15 protein-coding genes and 2 pseudogenes are annotated in these 17,664 nt (G+C 36.8%); 9 read left to right on the top strand and 8 right to left on the bottom strand.

The annotated features are described in order from the left end of the window. Positions 1-9: 9 nt before the first annotated feature. From WKT09_RS01450 to WKT09_RS01440, 3 genes and pseudogenes are all read right to left on the bottom strand, one after another. Positions 10-627 (bottom strand): NEAT domain-containing protein, encoded by a 618-nt coding sequence (locus WKT09_RS01450; RefSeq protein WP_340414329.1) that lies wholly within the window; start codon positions 625-627, stop codon positions 10-12. Positions 628-904: 277 nt separating this feature from the next. After that, positions 905-1,018, bottom strand: a pseudogene (locus WKT09_RS01445) (flagellin); the annotation flags it as partial. Positions 1,019-1,362: 344 nt separating this feature from the next. Then, the gene (locus WKT09_RS01440; RefSeq protein WP_340414328.1) at positions 1,363-2,136 is read right to left on the bottom strand and encodes a flagellin N-terminal helical domain-containing protein; all 774 of its coding nucleotides are present in this window, start codon (positions 2,134-2,136) and stop codon (positions 1,363-1,365) included. A 216-nt stretch (positions 2,137-2,352) separates the two neighbouring features. Between WKT09_RS01440 and WKT09_RS01435 the strand changes: the two genes are divergently transcribed. Further along, positions 2,353-4,707, top strand: a complete 2,355-nt coding sequence (locus WKT09_RS01435; RefSeq protein WP_340414327.1) for a YheC/YheD family protein — start codon at positions 2,353-2,355, stop codon at positions 4,705-4,707. Positions 4,708-4,725: 18 nt separating this feature from the next. Here WKT09_RS01435 and WKT09_RS01430 read toward each other — a convergent pair whose 3' ends face one another. Then, entirely contained in the window at positions 4,726-5,559 is an 834-nt protein-coding gene (locus tag WKT09_RS01430) for a hypothetical protein (RefSeq protein WP_340414326.1), read from the bottom strand. A gap of 276 nt (positions 5,560-5,835) precedes the next feature. Between WKT09_RS01430 and WKT09_RS01425 the strand changes: the two genes are divergently transcribed. Continuing rightward, positions 5,836-6,807, top strand: a complete 972-nt coding sequence (locus tag WKT09_RS01425; protein ID WP_340414325.1) for a nuclease-related domain-containing protein — start codon at positions 5,836-5,838, stop codon at positions 6,805-6,807. A gap of 80 nt (positions 6,808-6,887) precedes the next feature. Here the strand turns inward: WKT09_RS01425 and WKT09_RS01420 are convergent, their stop codons facing one another. Next, the gene (locus tag WKT09_RS01420) at positions 6,888-7,397 is read right to left on the bottom strand and encodes a hypothetical protein (protein ID WP_340414324.1); all 510 of its coding nucleotides are present in this window, start codon (positions 7,395-7,397) and stop codon (positions 6,888-6,890) included. 69 nt (positions 7,398-7,466) lie between these two features. Beyond that, positions 7,467-8,249 carry an ABC transporter ATP-binding protein gene (locus tag WKT09_RS01415; RefSeq protein WP_340414539.1) on the bottom strand — a complete coding sequence of 261 codons (783 nt, stop codon included), beginning with the start codon at positions 8,247-8,249 and terminating at the stop codon, positions 7,467-7,469. A gap of 115 nt (positions 8,250-8,364) precedes the next feature. On the opposite strand from WKT09_RS01415, the gene WKT09_RS01410 reads away from it, so the two are divergent. Continuing rightward, positions 8,365-8,724, top strand: coding sequence for a Lin0512 family protein (locus tag WKT09_RS01410; protein ID WP_340414323.1), 360 nt, complete (start codon positions 8,365-8,367; stop codon positions 8,722-8,724). A 45-nt stretch (positions 8,725-8,769) separates the two neighbouring features. On the opposite strand, the gene WKT09_RS01405 is transcribed toward WKT09_RS01410, so the two are convergent. Together WKT09_RS01405 and WKT09_RS13745 are read right to left on the bottom strand one after the other, a co-directional pair. Beyond that, positions 8,770-10,917, bottom strand: a complete 2,148-nt coding sequence (locus WKT09_RS01405; protein ID WP_340414322.1) for a DNA topoisomerase III — start codon at positions 10,915-10,917, stop codon at positions 8,770-8,772. Between the two features lie 183 nt (positions 10,918-11,100). Further along, a pseudogene (locus WKT09_RS13745) lies at positions 11,101-11,265 on the bottom strand (iron chaperone); the annotation flags it as partial. Positions 11,266-11,803: 538 nt separating this feature from the next. On the opposite strand from WKT09_RS13745, the gene WKT09_RS01400 reads away from it, so the two are divergent. From WKT09_RS01400 to WKT09_RS01375, 6 genes are all read left to right on the top strand, one after another. Then, positions 11,804-13,288, top strand: a complete 1,485-nt coding sequence (locus tag WKT09_RS01400) for an MDR family MFS transporter (protein ID WP_340414321.1) — start codon at positions 11,804-11,806, stop codon at positions 13,286-13,288. 132 nt (positions 13,289-13,420) lie between these two features. Further along, the gene (locus tag WKT09_RS01395) at positions 13,421-14,233 is read left to right on the top strand and encodes a gluconate 2-dehydrogenase subunit 3 family protein (RefSeq protein ID WP_340414320.1); all 813 of its coding nucleotides are present in this window, start codon (positions 13,421-13,423) and stop codon (positions 14,231-14,233) included. A gap of 17 nt (positions 14,234-14,250) precedes the next feature. Next, positions 14,251-15,972 carry a GMC family oxidoreductase gene (locus WKT09_RS01390; protein ID WP_340414319.1) on the top strand — a complete coding sequence of 574 codons (1,722 nt, stop codon included), beginning with the start codon at positions 14,251-14,253 and terminating at the stop codon, positions 15,970-15,972. A gap of 24 nt (positions 15,973-15,996) precedes the next feature. Next, positions 15,997-16,191 carry a twin-arginine translocase TatA/TatE family subunit gene (gene tatA, locus WKT09_RS01385; protein ID WP_340414318.1) on the top strand — a complete coding sequence of 65 codons (195 nt, stop codon included), beginning with the start codon at positions 15,997-15,999 and terminating at the stop codon, positions 16,189-16,191. A 298-nt stretch (positions 16,192-16,489) separates the two neighbouring features. Then, positions 16,490-17,173, top strand: a complete 684-nt coding sequence (locus WKT09_RS01380; protein ID WP_340414317.1) for an HAD family hydrolase — start codon at positions 16,490-16,492, stop codon at positions 17,171-17,173. A 318-nt stretch (positions 17,174-17,491) separates the two neighbouring features. Next, positions 17,492-17,632 carry a hypothetical protein gene (locus tag WKT09_RS01375; protein WP_340414316.1) on the top strand — a complete coding sequence of 47 codons (141 nt, stop codon included), beginning with the start codon at positions 17,492-17,494 and terminating at the stop codon, positions 17,630-17,632. Positions 17,633-17,664: the final 32 nt, after the last annotated feature.

The raw sequence follows: 17,664 nt of genomic DNA, 5'->3' as shown, positions 1-17,664 counted from the left end.
CTTTATATTTTATTCACTTACCGAACGTCTTGTCCATAATATAACTATAATCCCAAACGAAGCAATTAATAATACTGTATACATCATAAGAGGAGTTGTATCACCCGTTTTCGGATTCTCATCCTTTTTATCTCCATCATCAGATGTAGTTGTTGTTTCTTCTCCTTGGTCATTTGTAGTTAAGCCTGCAAGATCAATACCTTCTGCATCAACAATCATACGCGCTTTGTGTTCATGATCATATGGTTGACCTGCTACTTCTTCTGGTACAACAACATGCATTTGCAATTCTATAGGCTTCGTAATATCTCCAACTTGCATTTTAACAACACGTTTGTTCCCTTCATCACTAATTACTTTTACAGCCCCATATGGACCACTTAAAGATTTAACGTAGTCGGCATCTTTCAATGAAAATTCTAAGTATGTTTTTCCATCTTCAATTGTCAACTTAGCTGGTTTTAAAAAGTAACCATCAGCAACTGATGAACTATCACTTCCAGCTTCTAAAATTTGGTATGATACTTCTTGTGAATTTGCACTTACTTGCAATGTATTTGTAGGAGCGAATACTAAAAAAATTGCTACAAACGCCATAACCAAAGTAATTACATTTCTTTTTAACATAAAAATCCCCCTCATAATTTAGAACTTAAAATATTAGTTCAACATTAATTATACTCACTTGCCTAAATTATACCAGCATGCATAATTTATTTCTTCTTTTATTATGACAAATAACCGAATTTATGAGGCAACTTTAAAACATCGTATAAATTATAATAGAGTGTATCTTTTTTATGATGAAATAAATAAATTCATTTTATAACGAATGAATTTATTAATCTAATTTAATTAAAAAAGAACCCCAACCTCTTGGCCGGGGTCCTTTTCATGTAAGTCATTATCTTAATAACTGTAGTACACCTTGTGGTACTTGGTTGGCTTGAGCTAACATTGCTTGTGCTGCTTGAGTTAAGATGTTGTTCTTAGTGAACGACATCATTTCTTTCGCCATCGTGCGAACATGTACTCTCATACATGACTAGACTATATCTTCACCCTCTAATTTTAGTAGGGGCTGGGCACTTCGGATTCACAAGGTACTCATGCTTGTGTTTCCTATGGATTTCATCATCATTGCGTTAAGCTTTAGATGGTCTATCCTAGTCGTTGAACCTTCGCCAGACTTTCGTCACAGGCGCTTGGCTGCTGATTGCCCAATCTCATCTTTTTTCAAACATTCACGCTGATCGTTTCCGATTACGTTGTAGTAAGATAAGCTCTCAGGGTTTTCCAGCAATTCACCCAGTCGTACTCACTAACCATTACCAGTTAGGACGACTATGCTCTTTTTTCGCATTAAGCTACTTGAGCATGATCAGTGTCACGGATACGTGATTCTGCAGCTGTTAAGTTCTCAGCTGAAGCACCTAAGTTGTTAATAGTGTGCTCTAAGCGGTTTTGGATTGCTCCAAGTTTAGCACGCTGAGTTGAAACTTTGTTAATAGCGTCATCAAACGTTTTAATAGCTTCATCTGCTGATTCTTGAGTTAAGATTCCACCCGTCTCAGTACCTGCATCTTCCCCAGCGGCATGTTCTAAATCTTCAACTACTAAATCTTCAAGCCCAAGACTTTCTAAATTCATTGCATCAATAGAAACTTCAATGTTTTGTCCAGTATTTGCACCAATATGGAAGTTCTTTCCTGAAAAACTACCATCAATTAGTTTTTGTTTATTAAACTCTGTACGATCTGCAATTTCATTAATTTCTTCCATTAATGCATTTAATTCTTCTTGCATTGCTTGACGGTCAGTCTCAGTAATGTTCGTATCGTTCGCTGATTGTACCGCTAACTCACGAGAACGTTGTAAAATTGCATGTGTTTCTTGTAAAGCACCTTCTGCTGTTTGAATTAAGCTGATTCCGTCTTGTGCGTTTTTCGTAGCCATATCTAATCCACGGATTTGAGCACGCATTTTTTCTGAAATTGCTAATCCTGCTGCATCGTCTCCAGCACGGTTAATCTTCATTCCTGAAGATAATTTTTCTAATGAACTTTGTACTGCATTGTTGTTAGCACCTAATTGACGATGTGTGTTAAGTGCTGAAATATTGTGATTGATAATCATAACCAATCTACCTCCATGTAATATATTTTAGGTCACATCCTTGTGGCCTACTACATATATCGACATGTTTTGAAAATATTTAATGTTTTATCGAAAATAATTTGTGAAAAATTGATGAATTTGTATTTTCATAAATATATCTTTACCTTTTTATGATTCAATCTTTGAAAATTTGCCCGATATATAAATAAGCGAAGATTATATTGGGGTGTAAATATGACAGAGGTAAAACAACTACAACAAGTAAACCATATTTTAAATACATTACTAGAAGCAACAGATCATTTAATGCTTTTAATAAAAGAAAGTAACTCGACACATAGTTTTTATATGTTCTCTTCTATCGTGGAAGGAACACAGGCTATTTTTAACACTTTGGAACAACATGATCCCATTTTTTCGGATCAATCAAATCAAGTTGTACAATATTTAACGATGATTGCCGAACAATTAGAAAAGAATAACTATACAAAGGTACTGGAAGTGATCCAATTTTCATTACGGCCGTCATATGTTCAAATGCAAGAGCAATTAAACGAAGTATTACCGAAGCATAAAGAAAAAATTTCCATCGGTATTTATCATCGTACACATCAACCACAAGAAATTATTCCTAAAGAAAGGTTAAAGGCAACACTTAATGAAGCAGCGAAACAAGGGGTTAACGTATATTTTTTCACACTAGATAATGTAGATTTTTCCAAACAAACGATTAATGCTATTGTATTCGAAAACAAAACATGGGTACCTATTACGATTCCTTACCCTGATGTAATAAGTAATATTGGCGTTGGACAATTTAATAAGGAAGAACGTCAATTACAAAGAATCATTCCTTTTACAAATACATCCTATGTTGGGAATAAATTTTCCTTACCTAAAAAAATATTACACAATCGAAAATACGCAGAACTTCTTGTTCCATTTACTGTGTGCGTTTCAAAAGATAAAATTACCTCCTTTTTGCACCAAAATGAACATGTCGTGTTTAAAGCATTAGATAGTAATCGTGGCGAAAATATATATTTCGTTCGTAAAAAAAGGGCTCGATATATTATTTTAGATCAAATTAAAGAACGTATTTTATCTGAAGAAGAATTTCAGTCATTCCTAAACAACGTTATTTTAGCTGAAAAAGGAAGTTACATTATACAACGATATGTCCATACAAGAACGAAAGAAGATGAACCGTATCATTTTCGTTCTCACGTACAGAAAAACCATGAAGGTAAATGGCAAATTACACACATATATCCACGTATCGGAAATAAACGAAGCAATTTAAGTAATATTAGCACGGAAGGTCGTGTCGAAGATTTTTCAACCTTTTTACGTAAGCAATTTGGCGAAAAGGAAGGAAGTAGATATGAGGAAGAAATTTTACGTTTAAGTTTGGATGTAACACAACATTTAGATAAGTTATATGGTTTATCATTAAATGAGCTCGGTTTAGATTTCGCTATCGATGATACAGGTAGAATTTGGCTGCATGAGGCGAATAACGGACCACAAACTGCTTATCATGAAGAGAAACGGGCTATTGAATATATTGGCTATGCAACTTACATTGCGAAAAATGGTATGATGCATCAAACGAGCGATGATAAAAAGCGTATCGCAAAAGGAGCATTTGTTGCCAAACAAAGTGCCTTACCAATTGTAGAAATAAACAATAACGAAAAATGGATTGGCGTTTTAATTACAAAGTATACGAAACTTTCTCTTTTAGAAGCCTTTGCCCGAACTGCAATAAAGAGGAATATACATATATTTACATTTACACCATTAGATGTCGATGGAGACTTTGAACTTATTCGTGGTTCGTTCTATATAAATAATACATGGGTGCAAAAAATCACCCCATATCCTTCAATTATTATTGATTTAGTAAAAGGAAGAAATAAGAAAAAACAGCCAATTGTGTATGAAGAATTAAGTGAGATAGTCTTTACGAATGAATGGGATAAACATGCTACAACTCGTTCGCAAATGTTAATACAACTTAAAGAACAATTCAGCTCAAATATTTTACCATTTCACTTGGTCAAAAAACCTTTACACGTGTTTAAATGTTTGGAACAGACGGATAGTGTCTTGTTAAAACCGAATAAATTACACTCGAACTATGAACATTTTGATATTACTTATGAACATGCAAGTCGTCGTTACACGATAACAAATGAAAAAGGAACTGTAAAAACCTATACGGAAAATGCATTACGTCATTATTTAAAATATTTAATAGAAAAAGAAACTTATATAATTCAAGAAAATGCAAACAGCGAGGATATCTTACATTCTAGTTTTATTACGGCAGTCAGAGTTGACAAAATCAATTGGAAATTATTATCAAACGATAATGCACTACAAGGTTGTGAGAGGAAGGTTTCTTCCATTGCTTCCGCTATAGAAACAGCTTTTCAAACAAACCTTTCTGAATTAAAAATTGAATATACTATCTTAAAAAATGGCGATGTCATCATTCATGAGGTTAACCCTTCTGGACCTGCAATAATTGATGATGAAATAAAATATGCGGAACTTATGCTAACATATGCAAATAACATATAATAAAAGAAACATCCAGTCCTATTGTGGATTGGATGTTTTCTCATGATAGTTAAAATAGTGGTCATATTTGTACATACCCAATTTTTCTTTAATCTCTTCAATTTCTCCATCATGCACGACATCTTTGAATGTTAATCTTTGTAGCACATACTCATGTGTATCCGCTCTTTTTTCGACACGTTTAAAATAACTCCGCATTTCTGTCGTCACATTGTCTAATTTTTCCTCTAGAGTATCAAAACGACTATCTTGCTTGTCAAAACGTTCATCCATAGATTTTAATTGGTGATCTATCGATTCAAAACGACTATCCATATGCTCTAAACGAACATCGACTGTTTCAAAACGCTTATCCATTTCATTGAAACTAGTATCAACTGATTCAAAGCGCTTATCCACTTTATCAAAACGTGCGTCTACTATTTCAAAACGTTTATCCACTTCATCAAAACGTGCGTCTACTATTTCAAAACGTTTATCCACTTCATCAAAACGTGCGTCTACTATTTCAAAACGCTTATCCACTTCATCAAAACGGGCATCTACTGATTCAAAACGTTTATCCACTTCATCAAAACGGGCATCTACTGATTCAAAGCGCTTATCCACTTCATCAAAACGGGCATCTACTATTTCAAAACGTTTATCCACTTCATCGAAACGGGCATCTACTGATTCAAAACGCTTATCCACTTCATCGAAACGGGCATCTACTGATTCAAAACGCTTATTTACTTCTAATTGAAACTCCGCTAAGTCTGCTTTCACACCGACAACTTTTTCTGTTAAAGTTCCGACATCTTGCTTCATCTCTTTGAGCATTTCAAACATTTGATCAAGCTTTTCTTCCATCGCTGAACTCCTTTCATTCTTTTACTAATTATACCATAAAAATGACTACACAAGAACATATATTCCGTCATTTATATTGAAAACCACACGAAAAATATGTCTTCTAAGTTCCATGTTTTCCAAGTGGCTTTTCTATGTCTATTTTTATGAAGTAATGCAGATTTGTGGATTATTTTGTGGAAGAAATACAAATTTGAATTAATAGTTAATATTAGCTTGATTTGACTACTTTCTTTTACTAGCATAATAGTAAAAGTTTTTGAAAGGGTGGATGTGATGAATCATACATTTATCGAACCTGTTGCTCCCTCCTCACTCTTATTATATGAACTATTGAAGCACCGCATCGAGTTATCCCCTAAAGAGAAAAATCGTTATGAACGTTTGATGAAAGGCTATATTAGTGAAAGAACTTTCGGAAAAATTTTAGATGAGAAGCAATTAACAAATGTCCTCCCATTATTCGGCCTTTTATTCGAAGTTGGTGAGACAGAATGCCAAATCGATTCAGTCCTCCTAACAAATGACATGATTTTTTTAATAGAAATTAAAAACATGAGCGGGGATTATTATGTCCAAAACGATAAAATTTACTCCTTACAAACAAAAAATGAAATTAGAGATCCCTTCGCACAACTTGAACGTGCCACTTTTTTATGTAAATCATTACTGAAAAGTATGGGGGTCGAAATAGAAGTGCGTAGTTATGTAGTCTTTCCAAATGATGAATTCATGCTTTATGAAGCCCCACTTCACTTGCCAATGGTTATGCCAACACAAGTAAAGCGATTTTTGCGAAAAATTAATGCAAATGCCGGAAGACTGGATGAACGACATGAAAAGCTTGCACAACAGTTAGTTTCTCTTCATAAAGAAAAGTCATTTTATGAACGAGTGCCTAGTTACGAGTTGGATGCATTACGTCGTGGTGTATTTTGTTGGAAATGTGGCGGTGAATTTGTGAAGTCGAATCGTTTTTCATTTTGTTGCGAGAATTGTCGAGCCCAATTCCATATGAAGGATGTGCTCCTTCATGTTATCGCCGAATTTCATTTCTTGTTTCCAGAGGAAAAGATAACAGTAAAAAGTATGTTTGATTGGTGTGGCGAAAGTTTTTCTAAAAACTTTATTAGAAGAATATTAAATGATCATTTAAGAAAAAAGCCAAACGGGCGGCACACCCACTATTCGTTTCACGACCCGAAAGAGCATATTAAAATACTTTATCGTCATTGCTTTAATGAATAAATGCTAGTCTACGGATATTGGATATTTATTGGGGGTGCTTGGGAGAAGCTTGATCATTTGGTGTTGGGGTGTTGGGGATTTTAAGCATAGTAGATAGGGAAGTCTTGCGTCCTTATGTTTGAGATTTTTACGATTTCAAGGACGGTAGAGTGGCCCAGCGTCCCTGAGTTTGGGATTTTTGCGATTTCGAGGACGGTAGAGCCACCCAGCCTCCCTGAGATTGAGATTTTTACGATTTCAAGGACGGTAGAACGACCCAGCGTCCCTGAGATTCCAATTTTCACGATTTCAAGGACGGTAGAGCGGCCCAGCGTCCCTGAGATTCCAATTTTCACGATTTCAAGGACGGTAGAGTGCTCCAGCGTCCCTGAGATTCCAATTTTCACGATTTCAAGGACGGTAGAGCGGCCCAGCGTCCCTGAGATTCCAATTTTCACGATTTCAAGGACGATAGAACCGCCTAGCGTCCCCGAGATTCCAATTTTCGCGATTTCAAGGACGATAGAATCGCCCAGCGTCCCCGAGATTCCAATTTTCGCGATTTCAAGGACGATAGAATCGCCCAGCGTCCCCGAGATTCCAATTTTCACGATTTCGAGGACGATAGAGTGACCCAGCGTTCCTAAGATTTAAGGTTTCAAGCATACAAGCTCACTCCACTAAACCAATGCTAACCATGCGCGATCGGATTTCCAAGCTACATCAATGTTTGCGCCATACATGGCGGACATGCGCTCGCTTGTGAGCACCTCTTCTCGAGTGCCGTTTGCAAAAACAGTGCCGTCCTTTAACAAGAGGACGTGTGAAAATACTGGGAGTACCTCTTCGATATGGTGGGAGACGAACACGATAGTTGGTGCGTCATCGGCGACAGCAAGGCGTTCGATTGTTTGCAGTAGTTCTTCACGTGCAACAAAATCGAGGCCGTTTGTTGGTTCATCTAGGATGAGCAATTGTGGTGAAGCCATTAATCCTCGGGCGATTAAGATTTTTTGCTTTTCGCCTTGGGAACATTTTTCATAATGTTTGCCATATGTATGGGAGACGCCAAGAAGTTCCATCCATTTCTGGGCAGCTTCAAAATCTGCTGGATTAGGTTCTGCGAATACTAAGCCGACCGAAGCAAATTTTCCGCTAACGACGATGTCTTCTGCCATATGTCTTCCATTGATACGTTCGCCTAAGGAAGAACTAACCCACCCGATGGAGCGGCGAAGTTTATGTATATCAGTTTTTCCAAAAGTCTCACCTAGTACTGAAACCGTTCCAGTCGTTGGCCAAATATAACCATTTACCATATTAAGCAAAGTCGTTTTACCAGCACCATTTAACCCTAGTACAGCCCAGTGCTCTCCGCGGTTCACTTCCCAATCGATATCTTGAATGATTGTTTTTCCTTCTCTTTTCCACGATACATTTTTCATGTCGATTACATGTTCCATCTCTATCACCTCTTCTTTATAGTGTAATCGGATACAATTGTTGTGTCTATTAAAAGACAAGCAAAAATAATTATGATACGTTTAAATAAAACGATCCACTGAAAGGAAGATTTTCTTGGAAAAAATAATATTTATTGAAACAGGTTATGGGATTGATTTGCACGGGCAAGACATAAATGAAGCAGCTAGTCGAGCGGTGAAAAATGCTATTCATTATAATTCCATGCCTGGGATTCGGATGGTACTACCAGAAAATGATTTAAAAAAAATGCGTGTGAACGTAAAGCTAGCAGTTCCAACAGACAAGGAAAAATTAGACGAAGCTTATATAAAAAGCCTTCTACCATATGGAGAAGTTACTATTGAAGTGATGGATGGAGGTATGGCGACGACGAGTGGTATTTTCTTAGAAGATCAACAAGATAAAAATGATCTCATGTATATCGTCAATGCTGTCGTGGAAGTCGGTTTTTAACATAGTCGAGTGTGAAGCAATTGCAACTCCACACTCGACTTTCTTTTATTTTTTGAAATTTTTCAACGCATCTGCGAACGGATTATTTGTAAAATCATCCTGTTTTTTCATGTACTTTTGCACATCTTTTTTGGATACGCGTTGATTTTTATTTTGTTTGCGACGTTTTTCAAATGTGCTCATTTTTTCGCGATGTCCACAAACACATGTAAACATCTGTCCGTCGCCTTCCCCGTATAGCTTCATTTTTTTCTTACATTCTGGACAGCGTGCATTCGTGTTTTTGTACACATTCTTTTTATAGTTACAAGAACGGTCTTTACAACGAAGCATTTTTCCGTGACGGTTTTCGATTTCTAACATAAAACTATCACATTGTGGACATTTTGTTCCTGTAATATTGTCATGTTTAAAAGTTGCATCGGCTGTTTTAATTTCATGCACAATTTCTTTCGTATACGCCTTAATATCTTTCATGAAGGCATCTTTTTTTAATGTTCCACGTTCGATTGCCATCAATTTTTGTTCCCACTCTGCTGTCAATTTAGGGGAACGAAGTGCTTCTGGGGCAAGATCGAGTAATTGTTTTCCCGTCGGTGTAACGTGTAAATATTTTCCGCGCAATTCCATATACTGTCCATCAATAAGCTTTTCAATAATATCAGCGCGTGTTGCAACCGTTCCGATTCCACCGGCTTCATGTAATGTTTGGACGAGATCTTTTTCGCGAACATCCATAAATTTCACCGGGTTTTCCATCGCTTTTAAAAGTGCTCCCTCAGTTAGCCTTTCAGGTGGGGAAGTTTCCCCTGTTTTCGTCGTAACAACCACATTTGAAAAGGTCCGTCCTTTCGTAAAGGTGGTGGCCTCAGTCTCTACGATTTTTTCTCCGTACACTGTTTTCCAACCTGGGGATAATACTTTCGTCTCTTTTCGAACAAAATTTTCGCCAAGTATACGAACTGTTATCATCGTTTCTTCATAGAGATATGGATCAGATAATACCGCTAAAAATCGTTTCACGACGAGGTCATAAATTTTACGTTCATTACTTCCTAATGCAGTGAGATCTACAGGTTCTTCTGTTGGAATGATTGCATGGTGGTCTGACACTTGTGCATTATTTACAATTGATTTAGGTAAGTTAAATTTTTTACGTTTCAATGTACTCGCAATATTCGCATATTCATCAACCCCACAAGCATCTAGACGATCTTTTAATGTCGGAATGATATCCGTCGTAATTACACGTGAATCTGTACGTGGATATGTTAATACTTTATGACGTTCATATAGATTTTGCATCGCTTGTAAGGTTTGTTTTCCTGATAAATGAAAAATTTTATTCGCATCACGTTGTAATTCTGTTAAATCATATAACTGTGGTGCAAATTGTTTTTTCTCTTTTCTTTCGACATGCTCAACAATCGCCTCTGCCCCAGTTAATTTCTCCTGTAGCTGTTTGGCATTAGCTTCATCAAATATACGACTATTGTTTTTCGCATCACGCCATGTAAAATTTTTTCCACCAATATTTGCTTGCATTTCATAAAAAGTCGCCGGTTTAAAATGACGAATTTCTTCTTCCCGTGCATGTACAATACCAAGTGTCGGTGTTTGTACACGACCACTCGATAATTGAGCATCATATTTTGTCGTTAATGCTCTCGTTGCGTTCAAGCCGACATACCAGTCCGCTTCTGAGCGTGCAACAGCTGCTTCATATAAGGTTTCGTATTTCTTTCCTGGTTGTAATTTTTTGAAACCGTCTCGAATAGCTTTATCAGTAACAGAAGAAATCCAAAGACGGCTAACACGCTTTTTCACACGTGCTTGCTTTAAAATCCAGCGAGCAACGAGCTCTCCTTCCCGTCCTGCGTCTGTCGCAATAATAATTTCATCCACGTCACTTCTCGTTAACTGTCTTTTTACGGCGTTAAATTGTTTGCCAGTTTTTTTAATGACGACTGTTTTTAAATCTTTCGGCAACATCGGTAAATCTTCCATACGCCATGTTTTATATTTTGCATCATATTGATCTGGAGTCGCCAATGTTACTAAATGACCGAGCGCCCATGTCACAATATAATTATTTCCTTCTAAACATCCGTCCCCTTTTTTATTGCAACCTAACACTCGCGCAATATCACGGGCAACGGACGGTTTTTCTGCTAACACTACTTTTTTACTCATTTCAGTATTCCTCTCATTCGTATTACATTTAGTTTAGCATACATTTTTCACAATGTACGAAACAGAAATTGCGTTATGATATGTTTACCTCCATCTCGCATCATTTTCGATCACATCTTGTAAACGATATGTCGCTATTTGTCGGATGAATGGTAACGGTAAAGGGTCCTTATACGGTAACTGTCATGCACTTTTTGTTGTCGAGTACGATGCTAACTCTTCCTCGAACGCACGAAGCGCTGCAGGAGTGGGATAAAAATTAATAGGCTGTTTAAATGCAGCAATCGTAAATAACACTCTGCGATACGTAAATGCAGGGGTGCCCCATTTTAAACTTATTTCCGCTGCTGGTACAACTTCTTTTCAACAAGCTACTATTTCGTGCAGTTTTTGTTGCATCTCATTCGGAAATTGTGCAATATATGCTTCTACATCTTCGGGCTTTTCCTTCGTCATATAAGTCCCTCCTACTCACTCCTATTTTACCAAACTTTTCTCTCCTTCTCTTTTATTGTTCACTTCTTTTTATCCCAATACTTTGTTATTGACATCCCTCGTTATCACGTGTAAAATGACAATCATCATACAGTAGAAAGGTGATTGAATTTAGATGATTTTATAATCCTATTTTTTGAAAACTTCCGTTATAAAAAGATGTAATAGAACAAACTACAGGTAAAATGATTGCTTTTGTATGCAATCCTTTTGTTCATGCTTTTATAACGTGCCTTTTCTAAATAGGATTTGCATCTCATTCATTTCCGATAAACGACTTAAAGTATCTTTGTGTGCTCTTATCGATATGACTTGCCTCCTATTCAGAATTGGATAGGAGTTTTTTTATGTATGAAAACGACAATCATTATATATAGAAAGAGGTTTTTTCATGGATGAAACATCTACAAAAAAATATGAATATTTAGCAGAAGATCCAAATGTAAAAACATTGCCAATAATGCTTTCACTCATTATTGGGGCATTTTTTGCTGTATTAAATGAAACATTATTAAATATTGCTTTAACGACATTGATGAAAGAATTTGACATTACATTGCCAACTGTCCAATGGATGGCAACTGGGTTCATGCTTGTAATGGGAATTGTCATCCCTATTTCTGCTTTATTTGTACAATGGTTTACTACAAGACAATTATTTTTAAGTGTCATGTTAATTTTTACTATCGGTACGACGATAAGTGCAATGGCACCGAATTTCACCATTTTACTAGTAGGACGATTAACACAAGCGGTTGGAACAGGTCTTCTTATGCCGATTATTTTCAACGTATTTTTACTTATTTATCCCCCACATAAACGTGGGAAAATTATGGGGATTGTTGGGTTAGTCATCATGTTTGCACCTGCAATTGGACCATCTTTATCTGGTGTCATTGTGGAATATTTAGGATGGAGATATTTATTTATCACTGTCATTCCATTCGCTCTATTCTCTATTGCTTTTGCCTATAAATATTTAATTAATGTTGGAGAAGTAACAAAACCAAAAATAGATTTCCCGTCTGTCCTCTTTTCTTCTATCGGATTTGGTGCCGTCATTTACGGATTTAGTTCTGCTGGAGAAAGCGAAAATGGATTTTTAACGCCGATTGTTTTATTAACAATCTTAGTCGGGATTATAAGTCTTGTTTTATTTTCTTTAAGACAATTTAAATTGGATGCACCGATGATGGATTTACGTGTTTTTAAATATCCAATGTACACACATGGCGTACTGATGTTTTTAATTATCATTATGGCAATGTTTGCATCAGAGCTTATTTTACCTATTTTCATGCAAGGGCCTTTAGCTTTATCGGCTGCAACTGCTGGATTAGTTTTATTACCTGGAAGTATTTTAAATGGTGCGATGTCACCTGTGATGGGACATATGTTTGATAAATTCGGACCACGTGTCCTCATGATTCCAGCGACAATCGTGCTAGCTACTACGATATTTATGATGAGTCGCCTTACAGCAACGACTCCTGTTTGGTTCATCGTCATCGGCTATATTTTACTTATGTTAAGTGTATCTGCCATTATGATGCCTGCAGAAACGAACGGTTTAAACCAATTACCGAAAAAATTGTATCCACACGGAACAGCAGTTATGACTACGTTGCAACCTGTTGCTGGGGCAATTGGGGTTTCTATTTTTATTAGTATTATGAACGCAAGACAATTACATTTTCTAAATAATGCAAGTAATCCAGAAGATCCTACTACGATAAGTGATGCGATGGTTGCCGGAGTGGAACTCGTTTATTTTATTGCATTTATTATCGCTGTTATTGCAGTAATTTTAGCGTTTAGAGTATATCGAGCAACACCAATGGAAGAGGAAGAAAGTCATGCTACTGAAACAGAATAAGTGATGAGGGAAGACGAAATTATTCGTCCTTCCCTCTTTTTTATTGCAAAATTTTCTCGAATACTCATAAAATCTACTTTATTTGGACATAATGAGGTGTATCATAACACATTTGATAGGAGTGGCTTCAATATGACCGAAGAAGATGGAAAAACTGTAAACAGACGGACGTTTATAAAAAATAGTAGTATGGTTGCCGGTGGAATTGTTGGTGGTACGGTACTTGGTGGGCTTTTAACGAATCAATGGATCGATAAAAAAGAAACCCCAACAAAAGATGCAAAACTGCCAATTGATGAGGCACGAGTCTTTTTTAGCAGAAAAAAAGATTTTGATGTTTTATCTGCCGCTACAGAACGAATATTTCCGGAAGATGAATTAGGGCCTGGTGCCATAACCCTCGGTGTTCCCTACTTTATTGACCGCCAACTTGCTAGTGCTTGGGGAACGAATGCGAAAGAATATATGCGTGACCCATTTTGGCAAGATAATCGTGCAAGAGATTACGAACATAAAGATACTCCACAAAATAAAAGTGGCCCGAACACATCGACAAAAGCACCGACGAAGACTCCACGATATCAAACACGCATGACTCGTGGCGAGATGATGTTAGAAGGTGTGCGAACAATTGATAAGGTTAGTATGGAAAAATTCTCAGATTCTTTTACAAAATTAGAAGAAGAAGATCAAAATGCTGTCTTAACGATGTTTGAAAATGGCGAAATTGACATGCAAGGAGTAGCCGCTGTCACCTTTTTCAACTTACTCGTACAACTAACAATAGAAGGTGCTTATGCTGACCCTGCTTATGGTGGAAATAAAGACATGATGGGCTGGAAAATGAAAGAATATCCTGGCCCACGTATGGCGTATATTGACGATATTGAAGCAGAAGAGTTTATCGTCATGGAACAAAAAAGTTTACGTGATTATCAAGGATAAGGATTGGTGGAAATAATATGGTAATAAAACATGATAAAGTTGATGTCGTCATCGTCGGAACAGGTTGGGCTGGTGGCGTGATGGCCGCAGAATTAGGAAAGGCTGGCAAAAAGGTTGTCATTATTGAGCGAGGAGAATTTCGTGAAACACAAGATTATGTCGGTGTAAAAGATGAATTACGATTTACGAACCGGTTTGATATGATGCAAAATTTATCTCACGAAACGATTACATCCCGTAATACATTAGATGAAGATGCATTACCAGTTCGCACGCAAGATGAAATGATGGTTGGAACAGATGCCGGTGGTGGTAGTGTTCACTGGGCTGGTGCGACCTATCGCTGGCTTCCATACGATTTTGAAATTTACAGTAAAACGGTGGAACGATATGGGAAAAATAAAATACCGGATGGAATGACGATTCAAGATTGGGGCATTACGTATGATGAGATGGAACAATATTATGATAAATGGGAAAAAACGGCAGGAACATCAGGAGAAAAAGATCCATTAGGTCCTCCTCGAACAAATGATTATCCAAATCCGCCATTAAAAGCGTCTGCACCGATTAAACTTTTTAATAAAGCGACGAAGAAACTAGGTTATCACCCTTATCAAGTTGCTTCATGTAATGTTTCTCAAGTGTATGAAAATCCTGATGGAGAAACATTGAACGAATGCCAATATTGCGCATTTTGTACACAATATGGTTGTGATTTCGGTGCAAAATCCGATCCAATTGTAACAGTGCTTCCGACAGCGAGCAAAACAGGAAATGTTGATTTTCGTTACGACGCCTATGCAAGACGAATTTTACATAAAAATGACAAAGCAACAGGCATTTTATATGTCGATACGAAAACGGGCGAGGAACATGAACAACCTGCTGATGTCGTGGCATTAGGCGCTTTTACATTCACCAATAATCGACTTCTTTTATTGTCTGAAATTGGAGAACCGTATGACCCAAAAACAAGAAAAGGAGTCATTGGTCGCAATTTCAATGGTCAATTTAATATTACCTTTTTAGGTGCCCGTGGATTTTTCGAAAAGGAAAAATTTAATTTGTATATGGGAGCAGGTGCACTTGGAGGCACGATGAGTGATTTTGCTGGGGATAATTTTGATCATAAAGATCTTCCGTTTCTCCATGGGGGTGCAATTGAATTAAGGCAATATGGAGATGGAGCAATCGCTAGTAACCATGTCCCAAAAGGAACGCCTCATTGGGGAAAGGAATTTAAGAAAAATTCGATCCATTACGCAAATCGAACATTACAAGTATGGTACACATCTGCCAATATGGCTTGGTGGCATAATTATATGGATCTTGATCCGACTTATAAGGATGATTTCGGTGACCCTCTCCTACGTATCACCAATAAATATACAGACCAAGATAGAGAAATCGCGAAATTCGGTGTTGAAAAATGTACAGAAATTATGGAAGAAATGGGCGCAGATATCGTAGACCCTGATGATGTCCCAGAGGAATTTGATCATATTTATCAAGGTGGACACTATGCTGGGGGAGTCATTATGGGAGCTGATCCGACAACATCTGCGGTAAACAATTATTTACAACTATGGGATATGGAAAATGTGTTCGTCGTTGGGGCTTCTGCATTTCCACAATTCGGTGGCCACCACCCGACAGCGACAGTTGGAGCATTAGGGTATCGTGCTGCAGAAGGAATTGAAAAATATTTAAATAATGGTGGCGGCATGCTTGCCTAATAAATGCTTGAGAGGAGGATAAACATGGGGTTTGCAAATATCGGCTTTCCAAGTTTAATTTTAATCTTACTCATCGCTTTATTAATTTTTGGCCCGAAAAAGTTACCTGAAATTGGTAAAGCTACCGGACAAACATTGGCGGAATTTAAAAAGACGACGAATGATTTAATGACGATGAACGAGGAAGAAAAAGAACATAAAGATGATTCTTCTTTGTAAAAGGCATTACGATAGCACTCTAAAATAAAGACGATATATATGACGTCCCTTAATATTTTACAAACAATATGAAACGGTCATGCTTATTAAAAAAATAACATGACCGTTTTAAGTAAGATCATCTCCTAATCTCAAGGAAAAACTAGCACGATACATTGCAAAATGTGTAAGTATCTCCAAAAAAGAATCATTGATTTCCTTCTCTTTTCATTAATTAAATGTAAATTATTGAAAATTCCCTTGTACTATCTTTCTATAAGGTTTATGGTAAAGGTACATTCAAATAAGGAGGATGTATATGGTAAAAGCATTTGTTTTTGACTTAGATGGTACGATTGTCGATACGGAAAAGGCAATTTTCCAAGCGTACAAAGAAGCATTGAAGTTGTATGACTTTGAGTTGACACAGGATGTATGGGCACAATATGTAGGTGGTGTTGGTACACCAACATTCGTCTGTGAGCATGTCGAAAATGTCACAGGTAAAAAAGTTGACTTAGAAAAAACGATCGCATATGGTGAGACGGTTTTACGAGAATTAATAAAAAAAGAACAACCGCTTCCAGGTGTCATCGAATTGTTGGAAGAAGCCAAATGTGAAGGAATTAAAATTGCTCTTGCAACAAACTCAAATAAAAAATGGGCGACGACGCATTTGACGAATTTACACTTACTTGATTATTTTGATGAACTACTTACGGTAGACCAAGTATTACGTCCGAAACCACATCCAGAAATTTATGTGAAAGCAGTACATTCGTTAGGTGTTGCACCAATTGAAGCAATTGCCTTTGAAGATTCAATGATTGGTTCAAAAGCTGCCGTAGCTGCTGGACTTCACACAGTTGCTATTCCGAGTACACTAATGAAACAAGAAAATTTCGCTCATACACATTTACAACTTCCATCATTAGCTAATACAGATGTAAAACAATTAACAAATTTGTTCCAAACAGCAAAACATAAACGAAAAATTAGCTAATGACTTGGGGACATCCCCTGCTTTTCTTCCCCGTATGAAGCCCACTCTCGTATGCCTCATTTACATATCTGCAACGCTTACCCCCTATAATAAAATGAATCCCACTTTATAGTAGCTCACTTCCAAAATTCATATGCTCCGCTTGCCATTTATATAATTTTTAAGGCTTGCGTTAATTTAGATATAAAGGTACAAAACTAATTCGGTCAAATCTTCACAAATGATCGAAGTTTTTTTCTATTCATAGTGATACTTCCTTCGAATTCTCTCATCATGTATAATAGTATTAATTGGAAAAATTGGGAGCGTGGAAATTATATGATGAAAGTAAAAATGAATGTCCAAACGATGTACAAAGGTGATTTATTTCGTGCGGGAAAAGTGTATGAAGTAACTAGTGAAACCGCCGAACGTTGGATCATTAGTGGGATCGCAGTAAAATTTGATGAGGAAGTATAAAATATTTACGAAACTAAAATGCTATAGATAAA

Source organism: Pseudogracilibacillus sp. ICA-222130 (assembly GCF_037892545.1).
In the GTDB taxonomy this organism is placed as follows: Bacteria; Bacillota; Bacilli; order Bacillales; family Amphibacillaceae; genus Pseudogracilibacillus.
This window is presented reverse-complemented; position numbering and strand designations above follow the sequence as displayed.

Bases quoted from the DNA above. Each gene is read 5' to 3' on its own strand.
- WKT09_RS01400 (WP_340414321.1), top strand. From the start codon at position 11,804: ATGGATGAAACATCTACAAAAAAATATGAATATTTAGCAGAAGATCCA.
- WKT09_RS01450 (WP_340414329.1), bottom strand. From the start codon at position 627: ATGTTAAAAAGAAATGTAATTACTTTGGTTATGGCGTTTGTAGCAATT.
- WKT09_RS01405 (WP_340414322.1), bottom strand. From the start codon at position 10,917: ATGAGTAAAAAAGTAGTGTTAGCAGAAAAACCGTCCGTTGCCCGTGAT.
- WKT09_RS01390 (WP_340414319.1), top strand. From the start codon at position 14,251: ATGGTAATAAAACATGATAAAGTTGATGTCGTCATCGTCGGAACAGGT.
- WKT09_RS01430 (WP_340414326.1), bottom strand. From the start codon at position 5,559: ATGGAAGAAAAGCTTGATCAAATGTTTGAAATGCTCAAAGAGATGAAG.
- WKT09_RS01415 (WP_340414539.1), bottom strand. From the start codon at position 8,249: ATGGAACATGTAATCGACATGAAAAATGTATCGTGGAAAAGAGAAGGA.
- WKT09_RS01395 (WP_340414320.1), top strand. From the start codon at position 13,421: ATGACCGAAGAAGATGGAAAAACTGTAAACAGACGGACGTTTATAAAA.
- tatA (WP_340414318.1), top strand. From the start codon at position 15,997: ATGGGGTTTGCAAATATCGGCTTTCCAAGTTTAATTTTAATCTTACTC.
- WKT09_RS01440 (WP_340414328.1), bottom strand. From the start codon at position 2,136: ATGATTATCAATCACAATATTTCAGCACTTAACACACATCGTCAATTA.
- WKT09_RS01425 (WP_340414325.1), top strand. From the start codon at position 5,836: ATGAATCATACATTTATCGAACCTGTTGCTCCCTCCTCACTCTTATTA.
- WKT09_RS01380 (WP_340414317.1), top strand. From the start codon at position 16,490: ATGGTAAAAGCATTTGTTTTTGACTTAGATGGTACGATTGTCGATACG.
- WKT09_RS01375 (WP_340414316.1), top strand. From the start codon at position 17,492: ATGATGAAAGTAAAAATGAATGTCCAAACGATGTACAAAGGTGATTTA.
- WKT09_RS01435 (WP_340414327.1), top strand. From the start codon at position 2,353: ATGACAGAGGTAAAACAACTACAACAAGTAAACCATATTTTAAATACA.